At 72.0% G+C, this 15739-nt stretch carries 21 protein-coding genes; 8 read left to right on the top strand and 13 right to left on the bottom strand.

Annotation, left to right across the window (positions count from 1 at the left end):
- Positions 1-92 precede the first annotated feature (92 nt).
- Positions 93-1118 (bottom strand): NADPH:quinone reductase, encoded by a 1026-nt coding sequence (locus tag GKC29_RS02115; RefSeq protein ID WP_155333941.1) that lies wholly within the window; start codon positions 1116-1118, stop codon positions 93-95.
- Between the two features lie 196 nt (positions 1119-1314).
- On the opposite strand from GKC29_RS02115, the gene GKC29_RS02110 reads away from it, so the two are divergent.
- Complete coding sequence (locus GKC29_RS02110; RefSeq protein ID WP_155329215.1) at positions 1315-1494, top strand: hypothetical protein; 180 nt, start codon at positions 1315-1317, stop codon at positions 1492-1494.
- 53 nt (positions 1495-1547) lie between these two features.
- Here GKC29_RS02110 and GKC29_RS02105 read toward each other — a convergent pair whose 3' ends face one another.
- The 3 genes from GKC29_RS02105 to GKC29_RS02095 form a co-directional block, all read right to left on the bottom strand.
- Complete coding sequence (locus tag GKC29_RS02105) at positions 1548-2201, bottom strand: HAD family phosphatase (RefSeq protein ID WP_155329214.1); 654 nt, start codon at positions 2199-2201, stop codon at positions 1548-1550.
- 124 nt (positions 2202-2325) lie between these two features.
- Positions 2326-3183 (bottom strand): hypothetical protein, encoded by an 858-nt coding sequence (locus tag GKC29_RS02100; RefSeq protein WP_155329213.1) that lies wholly within the window; start codon positions 3181-3183, stop codon positions 2326-2328.
- A gap of 145 nt (positions 3184-3328) precedes the next feature.
- The gene (locus GKC29_RS02095) at positions 3329-4030 is read right to left on the bottom strand and encodes an FKBP-type peptidyl-prolyl cis-trans isomerase (RefSeq protein ID WP_230688887.1); all 702 of its coding nucleotides are present in this window, start codon (positions 4028-4030) and stop codon (positions 3329-3331) included.
- An 89-nt stretch (positions 4031-4119) separates the two neighbouring features.
- Here GKC29_RS02095 and GKC29_RS02090 point away from each other — a divergent pair, with 89 nt between their 5' ends.
- Positions 4120-4512, top strand: coding sequence for a PPOX class F420-dependent oxidoreductase (locus GKC29_RS02090; RefSeq protein ID WP_155329211.1), 393 nt, complete (start codon positions 4120-4122; stop codon positions 4510-4512).
- Positions 4513-4602: 90 nt separating this feature from the next.
- On the opposite strand, the gene GKC29_RS02085 is transcribed toward GKC29_RS02090, so the two are convergent.
- Positions 4603-5616 carry a Ku protein gene (locus GKC29_RS02085; RefSeq protein ID WP_155329210.1) on the bottom strand — a complete coding sequence of 338 codons (1014 nt, stop codon included), beginning with the start codon at positions 5614-5616 and terminating at the stop codon, positions 4603-4605.
- A gap of 85 nt (positions 5617-5701) precedes the next feature.
- Here GKC29_RS02085 and ligD (GKC29_RS02080) point away from each other — a divergent pair, with 85 nt between their 5' ends.
- Both ligD (GKC29_RS02080) and ligD (GKC29_RS02075) read left to right on the top strand, forming a co-directional pair.
- Positions 5702-6643 (top strand): non-homologous end-joining DNA ligase, encoded by a 942-nt coding sequence (ligD, locus tag GKC29_RS02080; protein WP_155329209.1) that lies wholly within the window; start codon positions 5702-5704, stop codon positions 6641-6643.
- Positions 6633-7544: a non-homologous end-joining DNA ligase gene (ligD, locus tag GKC29_RS02075; protein WP_155329208.1), complete on the top strand. Its 912-nt coding sequence runs from the start codon at positions 6633-6635 to the stop codon at positions 7542-7544. The genes ligD (GKC29_RS02080) and ligD (GKC29_RS02075) overlap by 11 nt, the downstream gene beginning before the upstream one ends.
- 64 nt (positions 7545-7608) lie before the next feature.
- On the opposite strand, the gene GKC29_RS02070 is transcribed toward ligD (GKC29_RS02075), so the two are convergent.
- Both GKC29_RS02070 and GKC29_RS02065 read right to left on the bottom strand, forming a co-directional pair.
- Entirely contained in the window at positions 7609-8586 is a 978-nt protein-coding gene (locus tag GKC29_RS02070) for a hypothetical protein (RefSeq protein ID WP_155329207.1), read from the bottom strand.
- Positions 8583-8744 (bottom strand): hypothetical protein, encoded by a 162-nt coding sequence (locus tag GKC29_RS02065; RefSeq protein WP_155329206.1) that lies wholly within the window; start codon positions 8742-8744, stop codon positions 8583-8585. The genes GKC29_RS02070 and GKC29_RS02065 overlap by 4 nt, the downstream gene beginning before the upstream one ends.
- Positions 8745-8873: 129 nt before the next feature.
- On the opposite strand from GKC29_RS02065, the gene GKC29_RS02060 reads away from it, so the two are divergent.
- Positions 8874-9632: a TIGR03089 family protein gene (locus GKC29_RS02060; RefSeq protein ID WP_155329205.1), complete on the top strand. Its 759-nt coding sequence runs from the start codon at positions 8874-8876 to the stop codon at positions 9630-9632.
- A 5-nt stretch (positions 9633-9637) separates the two neighbouring features.
- Here the strand turns inward: GKC29_RS02060 and GKC29_RS30255 are convergent, their stop codons facing one another.
- Complete coding sequence (locus GKC29_RS30255) at positions 9638-9763, bottom strand: hypothetical protein (protein WP_255456152.1); 126 nt, start codon at positions 9761-9763, stop codon at positions 9638-9640.
- A gap of 251 nt (positions 9764-10014) precedes the next feature.
- Between GKC29_RS30255 and GKC29_RS02055 the strand changes: the two genes are divergently transcribed.
- Positions 10015-10980 (top strand): zinc metalloprotease, encoded by a 966-nt coding sequence (locus GKC29_RS02055; RefSeq protein ID WP_155329204.1) that lies wholly within the window; start codon positions 10015-10017, stop codon positions 10978-10980.
- A 69-nt stretch (positions 10981-11049) separates the two neighbouring features.
- Here GKC29_RS02055 and GKC29_RS02050 read toward each other — a convergent pair whose 3' ends face one another.
- Both GKC29_RS02050 and GKC29_RS02045 read right to left on the bottom strand, forming a co-directional pair.
- Complete coding sequence (locus GKC29_RS02050) at positions 11050-11316, bottom strand: hypothetical protein (RefSeq protein WP_155329203.1); 267 nt, start codon at positions 11314-11316, stop codon at positions 11050-11052.
- Positions 11313-11597 carry a DivIVA domain-containing protein gene (locus GKC29_RS02045; protein ID WP_370463297.1) on the bottom strand — a complete coding sequence of 95 codons (285 nt, stop codon included), beginning with the start codon at positions 11595-11597 and terminating at the stop codon, positions 11313-11315. The genes GKC29_RS02050 and GKC29_RS02045 overlap by 4 nt, the downstream gene beginning before the upstream one ends.
- A gap of 366 nt (positions 11598-11963) precedes the next feature.
- On the opposite strand from GKC29_RS02045, the gene GKC29_RS02040 reads away from it, so the two are divergent.
- Both GKC29_RS02040 and GKC29_RS02035 read left to right on the top strand, forming a co-directional pair.
- Complete coding sequence (locus GKC29_RS02040; protein WP_196255787.1) at positions 11964-12191, top strand: winged helix-turn-helix domain-containing protein; 228 nt, start codon at positions 11964-11966, stop codon at positions 12189-12191.
- 14 nt (positions 12192-12205) lie between these two features.
- Entirely contained in the window at positions 12206-13009 is an 804-nt protein-coding gene (locus GKC29_RS02035; RefSeq protein ID WP_230688886.1) for an inositol monophosphatase family protein, read from the top strand.
- A 68-nt stretch (positions 13010-13077) separates the two neighbouring features.
- Here the strand turns inward: GKC29_RS02035 and GKC29_RS02030 are convergent, their stop codons facing one another.
- From GKC29_RS02030 to GKC29_RS02020, 3 genes are all read right to left on the bottom strand, one after another.
- Complete coding sequence (locus GKC29_RS02030; protein WP_155329202.1) at positions 13078-13491, bottom strand: type II toxin-antitoxin system VapC family toxin; 414 nt, start codon at positions 13489-13491, stop codon at positions 13078-13080.
- A complete protein-coding gene (locus tag GKC29_RS02025; RefSeq protein WP_155329201.1) occupies positions 13473-13727 on the bottom strand; it encodes a hypothetical protein in 255 nt (84 codons plus the stop codon). The genes GKC29_RS02030 and GKC29_RS02025 overlap by 19 nt, the downstream gene beginning before the upstream one ends.
- A gap of 225 nt (positions 13728-13952) precedes the next feature.
- Positions 13953-15632, bottom strand: a complete 1680-nt coding sequence (locus GKC29_RS02020; RefSeq protein ID WP_155329200.1) for a DNA repair helicase XPB — start codon at positions 15630-15632, stop codon at positions 13953-13955.
- Positions 15633-15739 lie beyond the last annotated feature (107 nt).

Here is a 15739-nt window from a genome sequence, read left to right as displayed (position 1 = left end):
GCCGGGGCCGCCCGTCCATGCGGGGGTGACCCGCACCGTCATTCTTGCGAAACTTGTTCGCCTCTGTCCCGGCTATGGATAAAAGCGCCAGCTCACCCGGGTTGTTCGTCCCCGGCAGCGGTGATCAACACCTTGCCGACCGCACCATCCTCCACCGCCTTCTGCGCCGCCGGAGCCGCGGCCAGCGAGTAGTGGTGCAGCGGGAGCCCCGCCTCCGCACCCACCCGGACACCGCCCTGCGCGACCGCCGCCGACACGTCCGTGACCGCCTGCGCCTTCGCCGCCTTCGGCTCGGTGTAGACCAGCACGAACTGCCAGCGGGCATTCGGCACCATGAGCGGCCGGATCGGCAGGGTCACCTCCTCGCCGCCGTCGTCGGCGTACACGCACACCGCGCCGCCGGGCCGCAGCAACTGGACGTCGGCCGGGGCGTTACGCGCGGCGGACACCTCGACGATCGTGTGCACCCCGTCGGGCGCGATCTTGCGGACCTCCTCGACCACGTCCTGCTCGCGGTAGTTGACCACGAAGTCCGCCCCGGCCGCCGCCGCGAGCTGCGCCTTCTCGGCACGGCTCACCGTCGCGACCACACACGCGTCGGCCCAACGGGCGAGCTGGATCGCCGCGTTCCCGACCGCGCCCGCGCCACCCTGCACCAGCACCGTGTGATCACTCAGCGCACCCGCGTGCAGCTTGTCCGGCATGTACTCGCCGGCGGTCAGGCAGCGGTGCGCCGTCAGGAAGGGGATGCCCAGGCACGCGCCCAGGTCGAAGGAGGCGCTGCCGAGGCGTACCGCCTGGCGGGCCGGGACCACCGTGTACTCGGCGGCGGTGCCCCACGGCCGCTGCCAGGCCGCCTCCCACAACCAGACGCGCTCGCCGATCCGGATCTGGTCGACGCCCTCACCGACCGCCTCGATCACCCCCGCGCCGTCCTGCCCGGGAATCTGCCAGCCGGCCGGCAACGGCCACTGCCGGCGCGCCTTCCAGTCCGTCGGGTTGACCCCGGAGATCGCCACCCGGACCAGCACCTCACCGGGGCCGGGCTCCGGCACCGGCCGGTCGATCAGTTGCAGCACCGAGGCGTCGCCGGTGCGCTCGTACACGATCGCCTTCATCCCCGTCTCCTCACCCGCGCGTCCGCCGTCGGCTGCCGTACCCGACCGATCCCCGCTCATGCCGGCACCTCCGGACGCGGCCCGTGCGGGGCGCGGCACGCCGGTTCACGAACTCGCCGGCACCCGAGCCCACGGACACCGATCCCCGGAGCCCCGGAAACCGTACAACGGGGTAGTTGGCGGGAGGGATGGGGCCATGCGACACGAGGTGCTGGAGAAGGACGCGGAACCCGCCTGTACCGGGCGGCCGGCGGACCGGGACGCGGGACGCGGTGGCACGCCGGCGGCGACCATCATCGACGAGCCGGGCCGGTGGGACGCCGGCCGCCCGCCACGCCGGTTCCTGCCCCGGTCGAGCCGCAGCCGTTCGGTCTGACCTGCCGGCACCACGTCCCCTACGCCGACCCGATGGCGGCCACGGGGCCCCGGTCAGCCGAGCCGCGCGACAACCTCCGGCGTCAACTCGCCGATCGACCCCAGCGCCAACGCCGCGAGCCGCTCCGCGTCCGGATCCAGCGGGTACGCCCCGTGCGGCACCGCCACCACCGCCATGCCGGCCGCCGCCGCCGACCGCACCCCGTTGGACGAGTCCTCCACCGCGACGCAGCGGGCCGGATCGACGCCCAGCCGTTCGGCGACCGCCAGGTACACGTCCGGCGCCGGCTTCCCCCGCGCGGTCTCCTCCGTCGACAGCGTCGCGCCGAACACGTCGGTGAGGCCCGTCGCGGCGAGCGCCGCCGCGATCAGCCGGGTCGGGGACGAGCTGGCCAACCCCAGCGGCCACCGCCCGGCCACCCGGCGCACGACCTGGTCGGCCCCGTCGATCAGCGGTACGCGCTCCGCGTACCGCCGGGTCATCTCCTCGACCACCTCGGCGGCGACCTGCTCAGGCGTCCGGTCGACGCCCAGTTCCCCGCTGAGGTGGCGGGACCACTCGCCGGTGCTCATGCCCATCAACCGGCGCTGCGTGTCCGCCTGCCAGGTGCCGCCGTGCGCCGCCACGTACGCCCGCCGTACCTCCTCCCAGACCGGCTCCGAGTCCACGATCACGCCGTCCAGGTCGAAGATCACCGCATCCGCCACGTACCCATCCTGCCGGACGGGCGGTCGCGGCGCCCGCGCCCCGGCCGGGGTGGCCGCCGGCTGCGCGGCGGGTCGCCGGGGCCGGCTCCGCGTGGCGGGTCGCCGGGTCGGCTCCGCCGTGACCTCAGGCCTGGAGTGCGGGCAGACCGATCGGGCTGCCCGCCGGGATGACGGTGTGCGCGGCGCGGGCGATCGGGTCGAGCAGCTCGCGCAGCCGCTCGGTGCGCTCCGGGCCGAGCGCCCGCCACGGGCGGGCGGCGGCGTCGTCGGTGGCGTCCTCGACGGCGCGGAAACCCGCACGGCCGTGCTCGGTCGGCTCGCCGTCCGGCGTCAGCCAGCCCCGCTCGGCGAGCCGGCCGCGCGCCGCCGCCCACTGCTCCTCGCTCCACCCCCGGCCCAGCAGGTTGACCGGGGACATGTCCACGGCCACCCGCCAGGCCAGCGTCTCCACCGGGTCGAGGTCGGCGGCGACCAACGCGCCGATGTGCCCGTCGCCCCGGTGCTCCCGCAGCGTGGTGGCGGCCTGCCAGAGCCGGGCGAGCGGGTACTCGCCGCGGGGCAGCGCCGCGTTGGCCGCCCCCAGCACCCGGCCGGCCACCTCGACCTCGGCCGCGGCGGCCTCCAGCAGGTCGGCGGCCTCGGCGAGATGCGACTCGGGCAGCTCGTACGTCAGCTCCGCGAGCGCCTGCACGGCCCCGGTCAGCCGGGCCCGCAGCGCCTCCGCCGGGGTGGCCAGTTTCCACACCGCCGGCAGGGCGCGCTGCACCATGTGCGGGGCGAAGCTGTAGAACGCGGCGACCACCGGCGCCGGCTCGGTGGGGCCGAGCGGGGCGGCCCGCCCGGCGAAGTAGCCCCGCCAGTAGCCGCGCAGCCCGACCGCCTCGTACGCCGCCCGGGCGCGCGGATGGAAGTAGGTGACGGCATGCGCCGGCTCGAAGTGGGTCCACATCAAGCGGGCGGTCCGCCTCGCGTCGTCCGTCACGTGCACCTCCGCGGTCCGGTGGTCACCCCGGGGACGGCCGACGCCCCAGGGTGACGCCGAACCTACTGCCGGGGGGTGACGGGCCGGAAGCCCTCTGTGGGCAACTGCATCACCCCGGGGCGACATCCCGGACGATCCGCCCGGGTCACTGGGCGGCCAGCACGTCCACGACGAAGCGCAGCGGGCCGGTCGGCGCGCCGGCCGGCGGGTTGGCGCCGTACGCCAGCTCGGTGGGAATGTCGAGCTGCACCCGGCTGCCCACGGTCACGCCGACCAGGCCCTTGTCCCAACCGGGGATGACCTGCCCGACGCCGATCGCGAAGCTCGCCGGCTCCCCCCGCTTCCACGAGGAGTCGAACTCGCGGCCGTCGGCGTAGAAGACGCCCACGTAGTTGGTGGTGATGGTCTGCCCGGTCTTCACCTCGGGGCCGGTGCCCTTGATCAGCGGGGTGACGACCAGTTTCGTGAGGTCGCCCTTGCCCGCCTCCACGACCGGCTTGGTGTTCAGCGCCGGGTCGGCGCCGGCCGGCAGCGGGGCGCCCGCACCAACGGCGGCCGGCGCGGAGGCGCTCGCCGACGGGGTGCCGGCAGCCTGGTCCGCTTCGTCCCCACCACGCCCGACGATCACGAACACGGTGATCAGCACCGCCACCACGGCGATACCGGCGAGACCGCCGGCCCAGGCCTGCCGGCGACGCTTCTTCTCGGCCGCCTTCTGCGCGGCGAGCTGGGCGGCCAGCCGCCGTTCCGACTTCTGGGACCGGTTCTGCGTGCGCTCGCTCACGGCGTCGACTCCCTGCTCGAAGTGGTGGCCGGCACCGCGTGCCGGGGGTAGGCCGACGCACACGGTACCCGCCTGGCTCCCTGGTGTGCAGGCGTCAGGTGCGCGGGACGATCACCGGGCCGCGACCGGCGGTCGCCGGTAACGTCACCGATATGGCGATCCTCACCGACGAAGACGTTGCCCTGCTCGCCGAGCCGCAGCTCGCCCACGTCGCGACCGTCGAGGTCGACGGCACCCCGCACGTCACACCCGTCTGGATCGACACCGACGGGGAGCACATCATCTTCAACACCGCCAAGGGCCGGGTGAAGTACGACAACATCCGGCGCAACCCGGCGGTCGCGGTGTCGGTGGCCGACAAGGAGAACGACTTCCGGACCCTCTGGGTGAAGGGCACCGCCGAGCTGGTCGAGGAGGGTGCCGACGAGCACATCGACCGGATGGCGCAGAAGTACCTGGGGGAGGAGACGTACCCGTTCCGCCAGCCCGGCGAGGAACGGGTGATCGTGAAGATCCGCCCGACCCACAAGCTCGGCCGCGGCTGAGACCGAAGGAAGGGCCCCTTGTTAACGCCCACCGTTAAGAAGGGTCCCCTCCTCTACCGCTGGCGTTAACAGGGGGCCCTTCCTTACACCTCAGGCGGTCTTGCGGGCGGCCTTCTTCGGGGCGGCCTTCTTGGCCGGGGCCTTCTTCGCCGGTTCGGCCTTCTTCGCCGCCGTCTTCTTGGCGGCGGCCTTCTTCGGCGCCGCCTTCTTCTCGGCCGCCTTCTTCGCCGGGGCCTTCGCGGCCTTCTTCTCGGCCGCCTTCTTCTGCGCCGAGCGGGCCGCCGAGATCGGCGTCGGCTCACCCGCGCCGCGGGCCGGCGCCTCGCCGCGGGCCGCCCGGGCCCGCTCGACGGACGCCTTCAGCGCGGCCATCAGGTCCACCGCCGCCGCCGGGGCCTCCTCGACCTCCTCCGGCTGGACGACCTCCCGGCCCTCCACCTTCGCGTCGATGACCTCCTGCAACGCGGCCCGGTAGTCGTCGGTGAAGACGTCCGGCTGGAAGTCGCCGGCCATCGAGTCGATCAGTGAGCTGGCCATCGCCAGCTCCGGCGGCCGGACCTTCAGGTCCTCGTCGAGGAAGCCGAAGTCCGGCGTACGGATCTCGTCGGGCCACAGCATGGTGTTGAGCAGCAGCACCCCCTGGTGGACGCGCAGCGTCGCGAGCTGCTCCCGCTGGCGGATCGCCACCTTGACGATGGCCACCCGCTCCGAGTCGACGAGCGCGTCCCGCAGCAGCACGTACGGCTTGGTGGCCGAGCCCTCCGGCTCCAGGAAGTACGACTTGGCGTAGAGGATCGGGTCGACCTGCTCGGCGGGGACGAACTCCAGCACGTCGATCGCCCGCGAGGTGCTCAGCGGCAGCTCGGCGAAGTCCTCGTCGGTGAGGATGACCATCTCGCCGCCGCCGATGTCGTACCCCTTGGCGATGTCGTCGTAGCTGACCTCCTCGCCGCAGACCTGGCAGGTGCGCTTGTAGCGGATCCGGCCGCCGTCGTCGCGGTGGACCTGGTGGAAACGGATGTCCTTCTCCTCGGTGGCGGAGTACAGCTTCACCCCGATGGAGACCAGGCCGAACGACACGGCTCCCTTCCAGATGGCCCGCATCCTGCGCTCCCTTCCCCGGTATCGACCATGCTCCCATCCGATCGAACCGGACGCGAGGCGTTCCGCGTGCCACTACAGTCGGGTCGTGCCCGGCGCGCCGATCAAGCCGATGCTCGCGATGACCGGGCAGCTCCCGGCGGGTGGCGGCTGGGCGTACGAGTTCAAGTGGGACGGGGTGCGGGCCCTCGCCGACATCTCCGGCGGCCGGCAGCACCTGTACGCCCGCTCCGGCGTCGAGATCACCGCCGCGTACCCGGAACTCGCCACCCTGCACCGGCAGGTCGACGACGCGCTGCTCGACGGCGAGGTGGTGCTGCTCGGCGAGACCGGGCAGCCCTCGTTCACCGCGCTCGCCGAGCGGATGCACGTCCGGGACCGGAACAAGGCCGCGCGGCTGGCGGCGGTCATGCCCGTCACGTACATGATCTTCGACCTGTTGCGGCTCGACGGCGTCGACCTGACCGGCCGGCCCTGGGAGGAGCGGCGCGCGACCCTCGACGGGCTCGGCCTGGGCGGCGCGCGCTGGGCCGTGCCACCGGTCTTTCCCGACGGTCCGGCCACCTACCAGGCCGCGGGGGAGCACGGCCTGGAGGGGGTGATGGCGAAGCGGGCCGACTCGGTCTACCGGCCGGGCGTGCGCTCGCCGGACTGGCTGAAGGTCAAGCTGGAGGTCACCGGCGACTTCGTCGTGGGCGGCTGGCGGCCGGGGGCGCGGAAGATCGGTGGGCTGCTGGTCGGGGTGCCCCGGCCGGACGGGCGGCTCACCTACCGAGGCCGGGTCGGCGGCGGGATCGGCGCGGCCCTGGAGCGCGAGCTGCTGCGCGAACTGGAGCCGCTGCGCGACGGCGGGTCGCCGTTCGCGGGCGACGTGCCGCGCGAGGATGCCCGGGGCGCGATCTGGGTAACTCCCCGGGTCGTGGTGGAGGTGAAGTACGGCCAGCGCACCCCGGACGGGCGGCTGCGCTTCCCCCGGGTGCTGCGGCTGCGGCCCGACAAGCCCGCCGAGGAGGTCGAGGATGCCGGCTGAGCGGTTCCGCGTCGAGGTCGAGGGGCGCACGTTAGAGCTGTCTAACCTGGACAAGGTGCTCTACCCGGCGGCCGGGTTCACCAAGGGCGAGGTGATCGACTACTACACGCGGATCGCGCCCGTGCTGCTCCCGCACCTCGAGGACCGGGCGCTCACCCGGATCCGCTTCCCCAACGGGGTCGACGGCGGCTCCTTCTTCGAGAAGAACGCCCCGGCCGCCACGCCCGGCTGGGTGCGGACCGAGACGCTGCCCGTGCCCGGGTCCAGCAAGGGGCGGGAGACGATCGACTACGTGGTCGCCGACGACCTGCCCACCCTGGTGTGGCTCGCCAACCTCGCCGCGCTGGAGCTGCACACCCCTCAGTGGAAGGTGGGCGAGCATCCGGACATGATGGTCGTCGACCTGGACCCGGGCGCGCCGGCGGCGCTGAAGCAGTGCTGCGAGGTGGCGTTGCTGATGCGCGACCGGCTCGCCGACGACGGCATCGAGTCGTACCCGAAGACGTCGGGCAAGAAGGGCATGCAGCTGTGCTGCCCGATCGCCGGCACCCAGGACTCCGATCTCGTCTCCGGCTACGCCAAGCGCATCGCGCAGGAGCTGGAGAAGGCGCACCCGAAGCTGATCGTGTCGAAGATGGCGAAGAACCTGCGGCCAGGCAAGGTCTTCATCGACTGGAGCCAGAACAACGCGGCGAAGACCACGGTCGCGCCGTACTCGCTGCGGGCCCAGTCGGTGCCGTCGGTGTCCACCCCGCTGACCTGGGAGGAGGTTTCCGCCGGCGCGGCCGGCAAGCGGCCGTCGACCAAGCCGTACACGGCGACCGAGGTGCTCAAGCGGGTGGAGAAGCAGGGCGACCTCCTAACCCCCCTCCTATCCGGCGGCCCCCAGCTCCCGGTGTAAGGAAGGGCCCCCTGTTAACGCCTCCGGTAGAGGAAGGGTCCCTTCTTAACACCCGCCGCCGACGTCACACTGCCGGCCAGGTGGTGTACGAGACGCGGGCGTTCAGGTTGGCCGGCACGCCCCGCCAGGCGTAGCAGTTGACCCGGACGGACGTGTCCGTCGTGCCGGAACGCCCCCAGCCGGCCAGGACGCAGTGCCCCCGGCTCGGCTGGCTGGGGGAGGACGGCCCGTGGGCGTTGACGAAGGCGGTGCCGAACGCCGTCCCGGTGCCCCGGAACGTCACCTGGTAGCGGCCGGTGCCGAGCAGCGTCTTCACGGCGCCGCCGTACGTGCCCAGGGTCGAGTTGTAGCTGTCGCCGCCGAGCACCCCGTCGCCCGCGTACTCGCCGTAGAGCGTGCCGCTCGCGAAGCGGGGGCCGGCCGAGTGGCCGAGCAGGTCGACCCGGACGCCGTAGGTGACCGCGAAGCGGGCGTCGACCGGGGTGCCGACCGCGTTGGCGCAGCGGACCTCCCAGGAGTCCGGCCAGGCGATCTGGCAGTTCACCGCGGCGGTGCCGAGGGCGGTGACGTGGGCCATCGGGAAGTACGGGTGCCCGTGCTCGCTGGCCGGGTTGGGGTTCATGCGGAAGCGGTAGTGACCGGTGGCCAGCCGCTCGTACGCGATCGTCCCACCCGTGGAGTCGTACCGGTAGGTGCTGGCCAGGGTGCGCAGCCCGCTGGGCGCCGCCTGGTCGGTGACGAACCAGGCGAGCCGGCCCTGGTGGATCTGCCGGCGGTTGGTGAAGGTCGCCACGAAGCGGCTGTCGACGGCCGCGCCGGTCGCCGCGAAGCAGCGCACCTGGATCAGCAGGTCGTCGCCGCCGAGCAGGGTCCGGTACCACCCGGCCACCGTGCAGTGCGCCGGCCCGCCGCCGTACGCCACCACGTGCGCGACGCCGCCGCTCGTCGCCGCGCCCTCCAGAACCACCGTGTACGCCCCGGTGCCCGTACGCCGGACGACCACGTCCCCCTCGGTGGAGTTCGCGGTGTAGGAGTTGGTCACCGGGTACTCGGCGGTGGTCGGCTGGTCCGCCCAGACGGTGCGGTGACGATCGGGTCGATCTCGGGGATCGGGTCCGCTCCGGCCGGCCCCGGCACGGCCAGCGCCGCGCCGAGCAGCAGCGCGCTGATTCCCGCCGCGACCCATCCTCCAGCTCGCATGACAGCAGCCCTCCCGCCCGGCCGGGCCGGTCCGTGGACATCGGACACTCGACCCGCCCACGAGTCTGGCAACCGCCGTCAACGTGGGTCCGTAGGCTGGGGCGGAGCCTGTCGGAGGGAAGGTGTGCGATGGCACGGGTCGACGCGACGATGCCGGACGCGAGTACCGGGACCGTGGGCGCGATCCGCGAACCCGCGCTGCTCACCTGGCTCGACGGCGCGACCGGTGAGCGTGTCGACCTGACCGCGCCGGAGCTGGGTCGGTGGGCGGCCCGGTCGGCCGGCCTGCTGCGGGACGGGTGCGGGCTGGCCCCGGGCAGCCGGGTCGCGGTGCTGCTGCCGCCGCACTGGCGTACCGCCGCCGTGCTCCTGGGCGCGTGGGCGGTCGGGATGGCGGTGTCGTTCCGGCCGCGGGCCACCGCCGGGCTGCCGGTGCTCGAACCGGGCGCCGACCGGCCGTACGACGCGGTCTTCGTCACGCCGGAACGGCTCGACGACTGGCTGGAGGACGTACCGGAGGGTCTGCACCGGTACGTGGTGGGTCCCGGACCGTTGGCCGAGGTGCCCGCCGGCTGGCTCGACTGGTCCGTCGAGGTGCTGCGGCACCCGGACGCCCCGCCCGACCACGCGACGATCCGAGCGTCGGATCCGGCCAGCGCGGACGGCACCAGCTACGGGGAGTGGGGTGCGATCGCGGAGGCGGTGGCCGACCAACTCGACCTGCGGGCCGGCGACCGGCTGCTGGTGGACGTGGCCGAGCACGAGCAGCCGCTGAAGTGGCTGCTCGCCCCGCTGTCAGCCGGCGCCTCGGTGGTGCTCTGCGCCAATCTCGATGCGGCCCGCCGGGACGCCCTGGTCACAGCCGAGGGCGTCACGCGGCTGCTCTGACGGGCTCACTGGAAGAGCCGGCCCGGCCGCTTGGAGCGGCTCGGCTTGGCGACCAGGGCATCCCTGCGCCGGCGGCGCACCATGAGTGCACCCGTGCTCTTCTTCAGCCCCTTGATGAGTCTGTCCTTCATCGGATGCTCTCCTCCCGCGTACGCCAGATCGGAGATGTCGATTCCGGTATCTCCGCTCGCGTACCCCGGGAGGCGGCGGCCATGCGCGGCCGGGCTGCTCCCCGGCAGCGTCCGGTCCGGCGTTTCGTCTGCTCAGGGTCTGTTGCCGGACGGCAACCGCGTGTTCTCATACCGGAACGACGACGTCATCGACCTGGTCATGGCAACCCCGCGTCGGTCCGCACCGGTTCCATCCCCTGAAAGGTGCAACGATGCACAGGAGACCAACTTTCCGAGCGGCGGTCCTCGCCGCCACCGCCGTCACGTTCCTGGCGGGCGGCGGCGCCTCCGGCGCGGTGGCCTCGGCAGCGCCGACGACCGCCTCCCCGGGTGTCGAGGCCTGCGAGCCGGATGACCACGGCCACAGCGCGGCGCGGGTTGCCGAGGGCGCCACCGTCAAAGAGCCGGAGCTGTACTCGAAGAACGAGGCGAACGCCTACGGCGTGATCAAGGACTCGCCGCGGCTGGCCAACGGCAGCGTCACCGTCCCCACGGTCTTCCACATGATCTCCGACCACCCGCTCACCGCAACTGAGACGGCGCGTTGGAACACCATGATCGCGGACCAGATGGAGGTGCTCAACGACTCCTTCTCGGGCAGCACGGCGCCGGACGCCTCCGACACGCCGTTCCGGTTCGACCTCGTCGACACGAACTGGGTGGTGAACAGCGACTGGTACACGGTCGTGCCCGGCAAGAACGAGCGGGACATGAAGAAGGCGCTGTACACGGGTGACGCCCGCACCCTCAACGTGTACGCGGCGAACATCGGCGGCGGCCTCCTCGGCTGGGCGTACTTCCCGAAGGGCTACAACAACGGCCGGGACTACATCGACGGCGTCGTGATCCTGGACGAGTCGATGCCGGACGGCACGGCCGGCAAGTACGCCCTGGGCGACACGCTGACCCACGAGGTGGGGCACTGGCTGATGCTGGAGCACACCTTCGCGCACGGCTGCTCCGCCTCCGGCGACTTCGTGGCGGACACGCCGCGCGAGGCGCACCCGCAGTTCAACTGCCCGGTCGGCGCGGACACCTGCGCCGCACCCGGGCTGGACCCGATCCACAACTTCATGGACTACACGCAGGACTCCTGCATGAACATGTTCACCCCGGGCCAGGCGGACCGGATGAGCGACGCCTGGGTGGCGTTCCGCTCGGGTGGCACCAAGAACTGACCGGCACGTATCGGGGTTGGCGGGCCGCGGCTCGTCAACCCCGTTCGTGTCTGCGGACGTCGGCCACCGTCACCGGTGGTCGGGCCGTGGCGCGCGCCGCGAGCAGGGCGCGGTGTGGTCGGCTGGCAGCGCACACCGCGCGCCGCCGGGCAGTGGCCGGTCGCAGAAGACCCAGTGGCGTACGCACTGCTGGTCCTCGGCCGACACGGTCACCCCACCCGGCTCGACGCGGGCGCTGAGCCGGGCCAGCACCCGGGCGGCGGTACGGGCGAAGATCCGCGCGCGGTGCAGATCGGGCGCGGTGACCGGCAGGTGGATCACCCAACGGTCGGTCATCGGTGGCGGTGGTTGGCCGACTGGGCGCTCTGCCACGCGCGCAGCGCGTTCTTGATCCGTACGTTCTCCTTCTGCACCGCGACCAGGGCGGTCTGCGCGGCGGTGAGTTCGTCGGCCACCTGGTGCAGGAAGGCGCGGATCTCGACCGGGTCCAGGCCGCGCCGGCGTACGTTGAAGCACCGCTCGCGGATCTGCCAGGGCCGTAGTCGCTGGGGTGGGCGGACTTCCGCCGGACGTGGTTCCTCGCGCCGGCCCGTCAGCCGGCGGATCAGGTTGCGCACGGGTGACCGCCCTTTCTCGGATCGGGCCAGAGTGGAGGGGGCGGTCTCCGCCGGTCGGGACGGCGGAGACCGCCCCGCCCTGCCACCGCAGCCTCGATCGGCGGTACGACGGCAGGGCCGCGCCGGGGGAGCGCGGAGGGTGAGGTCTCGGCGGCGATGCGAGACCGGTACGAGAGGCGCCAACCGACCGCAGCGGAACCGCATCACCGAGAGCGACGCTACCGATACCTCTCACCTCTGTCAACGCTCTCTTACCTGTCGAATCTGGCTAGCGCCTGCCTGCCTGCTGCACCTCTTTCAGTTGTTGCCGCTCTTTCACCTGGTGCTCGATACTGGGAGGGCCAACCGACTGCAAGGGGCCTTCACGTGCCGATTCCGCCGACCATGGACGAGTTGATCGAGGATCTGCTGAGGCGGATCGAGGTGGGCGAGTTTCAGCCCGGGTCGCAGATTCCATCCACACAGGAGCTGTCTGACCACTACGACGTGTCGGTGTCGACCATCCACCGTGCGGTGGCGAGGCTGCGGGGGCAGGGTGTGTTGGTCGGCCGACCGGGGCGCGGCGTCTTCGTCGCGGATTCGAGGCAGCGCTGACTCGGTCGACGAGGGTGGGCCCGGGAATCAACGCGCCCCCGCCCGATCGAGAGCTGCTGGACTTCGCGGTCGGGCTGGCCGAGCGAGCAGGGAGACTGGCCGCCGAGCGGTTCTTCGCGGCTGACTTCGCGATGACGCTCAAGGCGGACGGAACCGAGGTCACCGATGCCGACGTTGCCGTCGAGGCGCTGATCCGTACCGAGCTGGCGGAGCGGTTTCCGGCTGACGGCGTGTACGGCGAGGAGACCGGTGACACGGTTGGCAGCTCCGGCCGGCGATGGATCATCGACCCAATCGACGGCACGAAGTACTTCGCGTACCGCATCCCCGTCTTCGGCACCAACCTTGCCCTTGAGGACGAGCATGGCCCCGCTCTCGCCGTCATCAACCAGCCCGTCGCCCGGCAGTTGATCTACGCGGCGCGCGGCTGCGGTTGCCGTGTCCGCACCGACGGCAGGGATCTGGAGCCGGTGCTGCGGGATACCCCGGACCTGGCCGCCGCCCGAGTGGAGCTGGTCAACCCGGCCGGCTGGCCCGCTGACGTGTTACTCGCGCTGCATCGTCGTACGCGGATCACCGGTCATCTGGGCGGGATCGGGGGTCTGCTCACCGGACTGGTGGATGCGATCGTGATCGCCGGCCCGGAAATGGGGTACGAAGACCTCGCACCGCTACCGCTGATCGTCCAGGAGGCCGGCGGGAGGGCGACCGATCTTCGCGGTCGCCCGCTGCTCGCCGGGGACGGAACCGCGCTGCTCAGTACCGGCCGCCACCACGACGCCCTGTTGGACCTGCTGGCGCCGGTCCTGCCCACCTGATCAACTCCATGCCGGGGGCATCGGGGTTTCGGAGCTACCCGGATGCCGCCACGTCGCCGGCATCGAGGTTAGGCCGCGGTCAGCTGGATCTCACAACGGACGCCGCTGGCTTTGGCGAGGTGACCATCACCGGTCACGAGTGGGCAGGCCATCAGTTCCGCAACCGCGACATACGCCGCGTCGTAGGCCGACAGGTTGCCGCGCAATTGCCACATCCGATCGAGCAGCATCGAGGTGCTGACCTCGTCGATGACCAGCGACGGGAGTGTATCGATCGCTTCCTGCGCCCGGGCAAGGCCGAGCTTGTTGCCGAGCACCTTGCCCCTGATCACGGACATGACCTCGACCAGGAGGTGGGCGGGGGCAGCCCAGTGCGGATCTCCGGTCAGCGCCGCCCGCGCCGCGTCGCCGATGGGGCCGTCGTCGACGAGAGCGTCGGCAAGTGCTGACGCGTCAACCACGATCACGCCGCATCTCCCCACGGCCCCCGCTGCTCCCGCTGCTCGGTCAGCTCAGCGGCACTCTCTCCAGGCAGGGAACGCGCACCGTCCGAGCGGCCGCCGAAGCGATCAAGGGCCGCCGTGTTGCGGAGACGTCGAGCCTGCGTCTCCACCAACTCCAACAGGTACGCCTGAAGTGACTGTCCGCGCGCCTTTGCCTGGGCTGCCAAGGCATCCCGCACTTCCTCCGGCACGTCGCGGATCTGGATAGCAACCATGCATTCATTATGCATGCAGAGGCGCCCGTGCTGCAGTTCGTTGCCGAATCGGGAATGCGCTGACGACTGAGTCATTCACGACATCAGCTCCAAAGCGACCGCGAGAAACGCTCGGACCGGCGGTCTATTGCTCCCGCACAGTGATCGACTCGGCTTCCCGGAAGTCGGGGTGTCCGACCAGCTCGAACGGCCCGACTTCCGGTAAGTCGAGTTGGTCGATCCTGGTCAGTCGACCGATGGCAGTTTCGGGCCGAGGACGTCGTCGGCGTCGACGATGGTGTACGCGTACCCCTGCTCGGCGAGGAAGCGCTGCCGGTGCGCCGCGTACTCGGTGTCGATCGTGTCCCGGGCGACCACCGTGTAGAAGTGCGCCTGCCGGCCGTCGGCCTTCGGGCGGAGCACCCGGCCGAGGCGCTGCGCCTCCTCCTGCCGTGACCCGAAGGTGCCGGACACCTGGATCGCCACCGCCGCCTCCGGCAGGTCGATGGAGAAGTTCCCGACCTTCGAGATGACCAGGGTGCGCAGCTCACCCGACCGGAAGGCGTCGAACAGCCGCTCGCGCTCCTTGTTCGTGGTCGACCCCTGCACGATCGGCGCGTCCAGGTACTCGCCGAGCTGGTGCAGCTGGTCGATGTACGCGCCGATCACCAGCGTCTGCTCGCCCGGGTGCCGCTCCACCAGCGCGCGAACCACCGGTAGCTTCGTGCGCGCCGTCGCCGCCATCCGGTAGCGCTCCTCGGCCTCCGCGGTCGCGTACGCCATCCGCTCCGCGTCGGTCAGCGTCACCCGCACCTCGGTGCACTCGGCCGGGGCGATCCAGCCCTGCGCCTCGATGTCCTTCCACGGCGCGTCGTACCGCTTGGGGCCGATCAGGCTGAACACGTCGCCCTCCCGGCCGTCCTCGCGTACCAGAGTCGCCGTGAGGCCCAGCCGGCGGCGGGCCTGGAGGTCCGCCGTGAAGCGGAAGATCGGCGCGGGCAGCAGGTGCACCTCGTCGTAGACGACCAGGCCCCAGTCGCGGGCCCCGAACAGGTCCAGGTGGGTGAACGCGCCGCCGCGCCGCGAGGTGAGCACCTGGTACGTGGCGATGGTGACCGGGCGGATCTCCTTGCGCTCACCCGAGTACTCGCCGATCTCCTCCTCGGTCAGCGACGTGCGGGCGATCAGCTCCCGCTTCCACTGCCGCCCGGCGACCGTGTTGGTGACCAGGATCAGCGTGGTCGCCTTCGCCTCGGCCATCGCCGCCGCGCCGACCAGCGTCTTGCCCGCCCCGCAGGGCAGCACCACGACGCCCGAACCGCCGGCCCAGAACGCCTCCACCGCCTCCCGCTGGTACGACCGCAGCGTCCACGGCTTCCGGCCGTCCTTGCCGGCCTCCGCCAGCTCGATCGGGTGGGCCTCGCCGTCGACGTAACCGGCCAGGTCCTCCGCCGGCCAGCCCAGCTTGAGCAGCGCCTGCTTGAGCCGGCCCCGCTCGGACGGGTGCACGGCGATCGTGTCGTCGTCGATCTTGTTGCCGAGCATGCCGGCGAGCTTCTTGCTCTTGGCGACCTCGACCAGGACCACCCGGTCCAGCGCCCGCAGGACCAGACCGTGGGCCGGGTCGTTGGCGAGCTGGAGCCGGCCGTACCGGTCCATCGTCTCCGCCACGTCGACCAGCAGCGCGTGCGGCACCGGGTAGCGGCTGTACTTGATCAGCGCGTCGACCACGGCCTCGGCGTCGTGGCCGGCGGCCCGCGCGTTCCACAGGCCCAGCGGCGTCAGCCGGTACGTGTGCACGTGCTCGGGGGAGCGCTCCAGCTCGGCGAACGGGGCGATCGCCATCCGGCAGGCCTGCGCGTCGGGGTGGTCGATCTCCAGCAGCAGGGTCTTGTCCGACTGCACGATCAGGGGTCCACCACTCACGGGAAGCGCCTCTCCTCGATCTCGGGTCGTCGGCCGCCGGGTGCGGACGTGACCTGCCGCGGGCCGACCATCCAGTGTTGCACGCGCTCACCGGACGTCAGGAAAAC

It is taken from the genome of Micromonospora sp. WMMC415, assembly GCF_009707425.1.
Lineage (GTDB): Bacteria > Actinomycetota > Actinomycetes > Mycobacteriales > Micromonosporaceae > Micromonospora.
This window is presented reverse-complemented; position numbering and strand designations above follow the sequence as displayed.

Bases quoted from the DNA above. Each gene is read 5' to 3' on its own strand.
- GKC29_RS02115 (WP_155333941.1), bottom strand. From the start codon at position 1,118: ATGAAGGCGATCGTGTACGAGCGCACCGGCGACGCCTCGGTGCTGCAA.
- GKC29_RS02110 (WP_155329215.1), top strand. From the start codon at position 1,315: ATGCGACACGAGGTGCTGGAGAAGGACGCGGAACCCGCCTGTACCGGG.
- GKC29_RS02090 (WP_155329211.1), top strand. From the start codon at position 4,120: ATGGCGATCCTCACCGACGAAGACGTTGCCCTGCTCGCCGAGCCGCAG.
- GKC29_RS02085 (WP_155329210.1), bottom strand. From the start codon at position 5,616: ATGCGGGCCATCTGGAAGGGAGCCGTGTCGTTCGGCCTGGTCTCCATC.
- ligD (WP_155329208.1), top strand. From the start codon at position 6,633: ATGCCGGCTGAGCGGTTCCGCGTCGAGGTCGAGGGGCGCACGTTAGAG.
- GKC29_RS02065 (WP_155329206.1), bottom strand. From the start codon at position 8,744: ATGCGAGCTGGAGGATGGGTCGCGGCGGGAATCAGCGCGCTGCTGCTC.
- GKC29_RS02060 (WP_155329205.1), top strand. From the start codon at position 8,874: ATGGCACGGGTCGACGCGACGATGCCGGACGCGAGTACCGGGACCGTG.
- GKC29_RS30255 (WP_255456152.1), bottom strand. From the start codon at position 9,763: ATGAAGGACAGACTCATCAAGGGGCTGAAGAAGAGCACGGGTGCACTC.
- GKC29_RS02055 (WP_155329204.1), top strand. From the start codon at position 10,015: ATGCACAGGAGACCAACTTTCCGAGCGGCGGTCCTCGCCGCCACCGCC.
- GKC29_RS02050 (WP_155329203.1), bottom strand. From the start codon at position 11,316: ATGACCGACCGTTGGGTGATCCACCTGCCGGTCACCGCGCCCGATCTG.
- GKC29_RS02025 (WP_155329201.1), bottom strand. From the start codon at position 13,727: ATGGTTGCTATCCAGATCCGCGACGTGCCGGAGGAAGTGCGGGATGCC.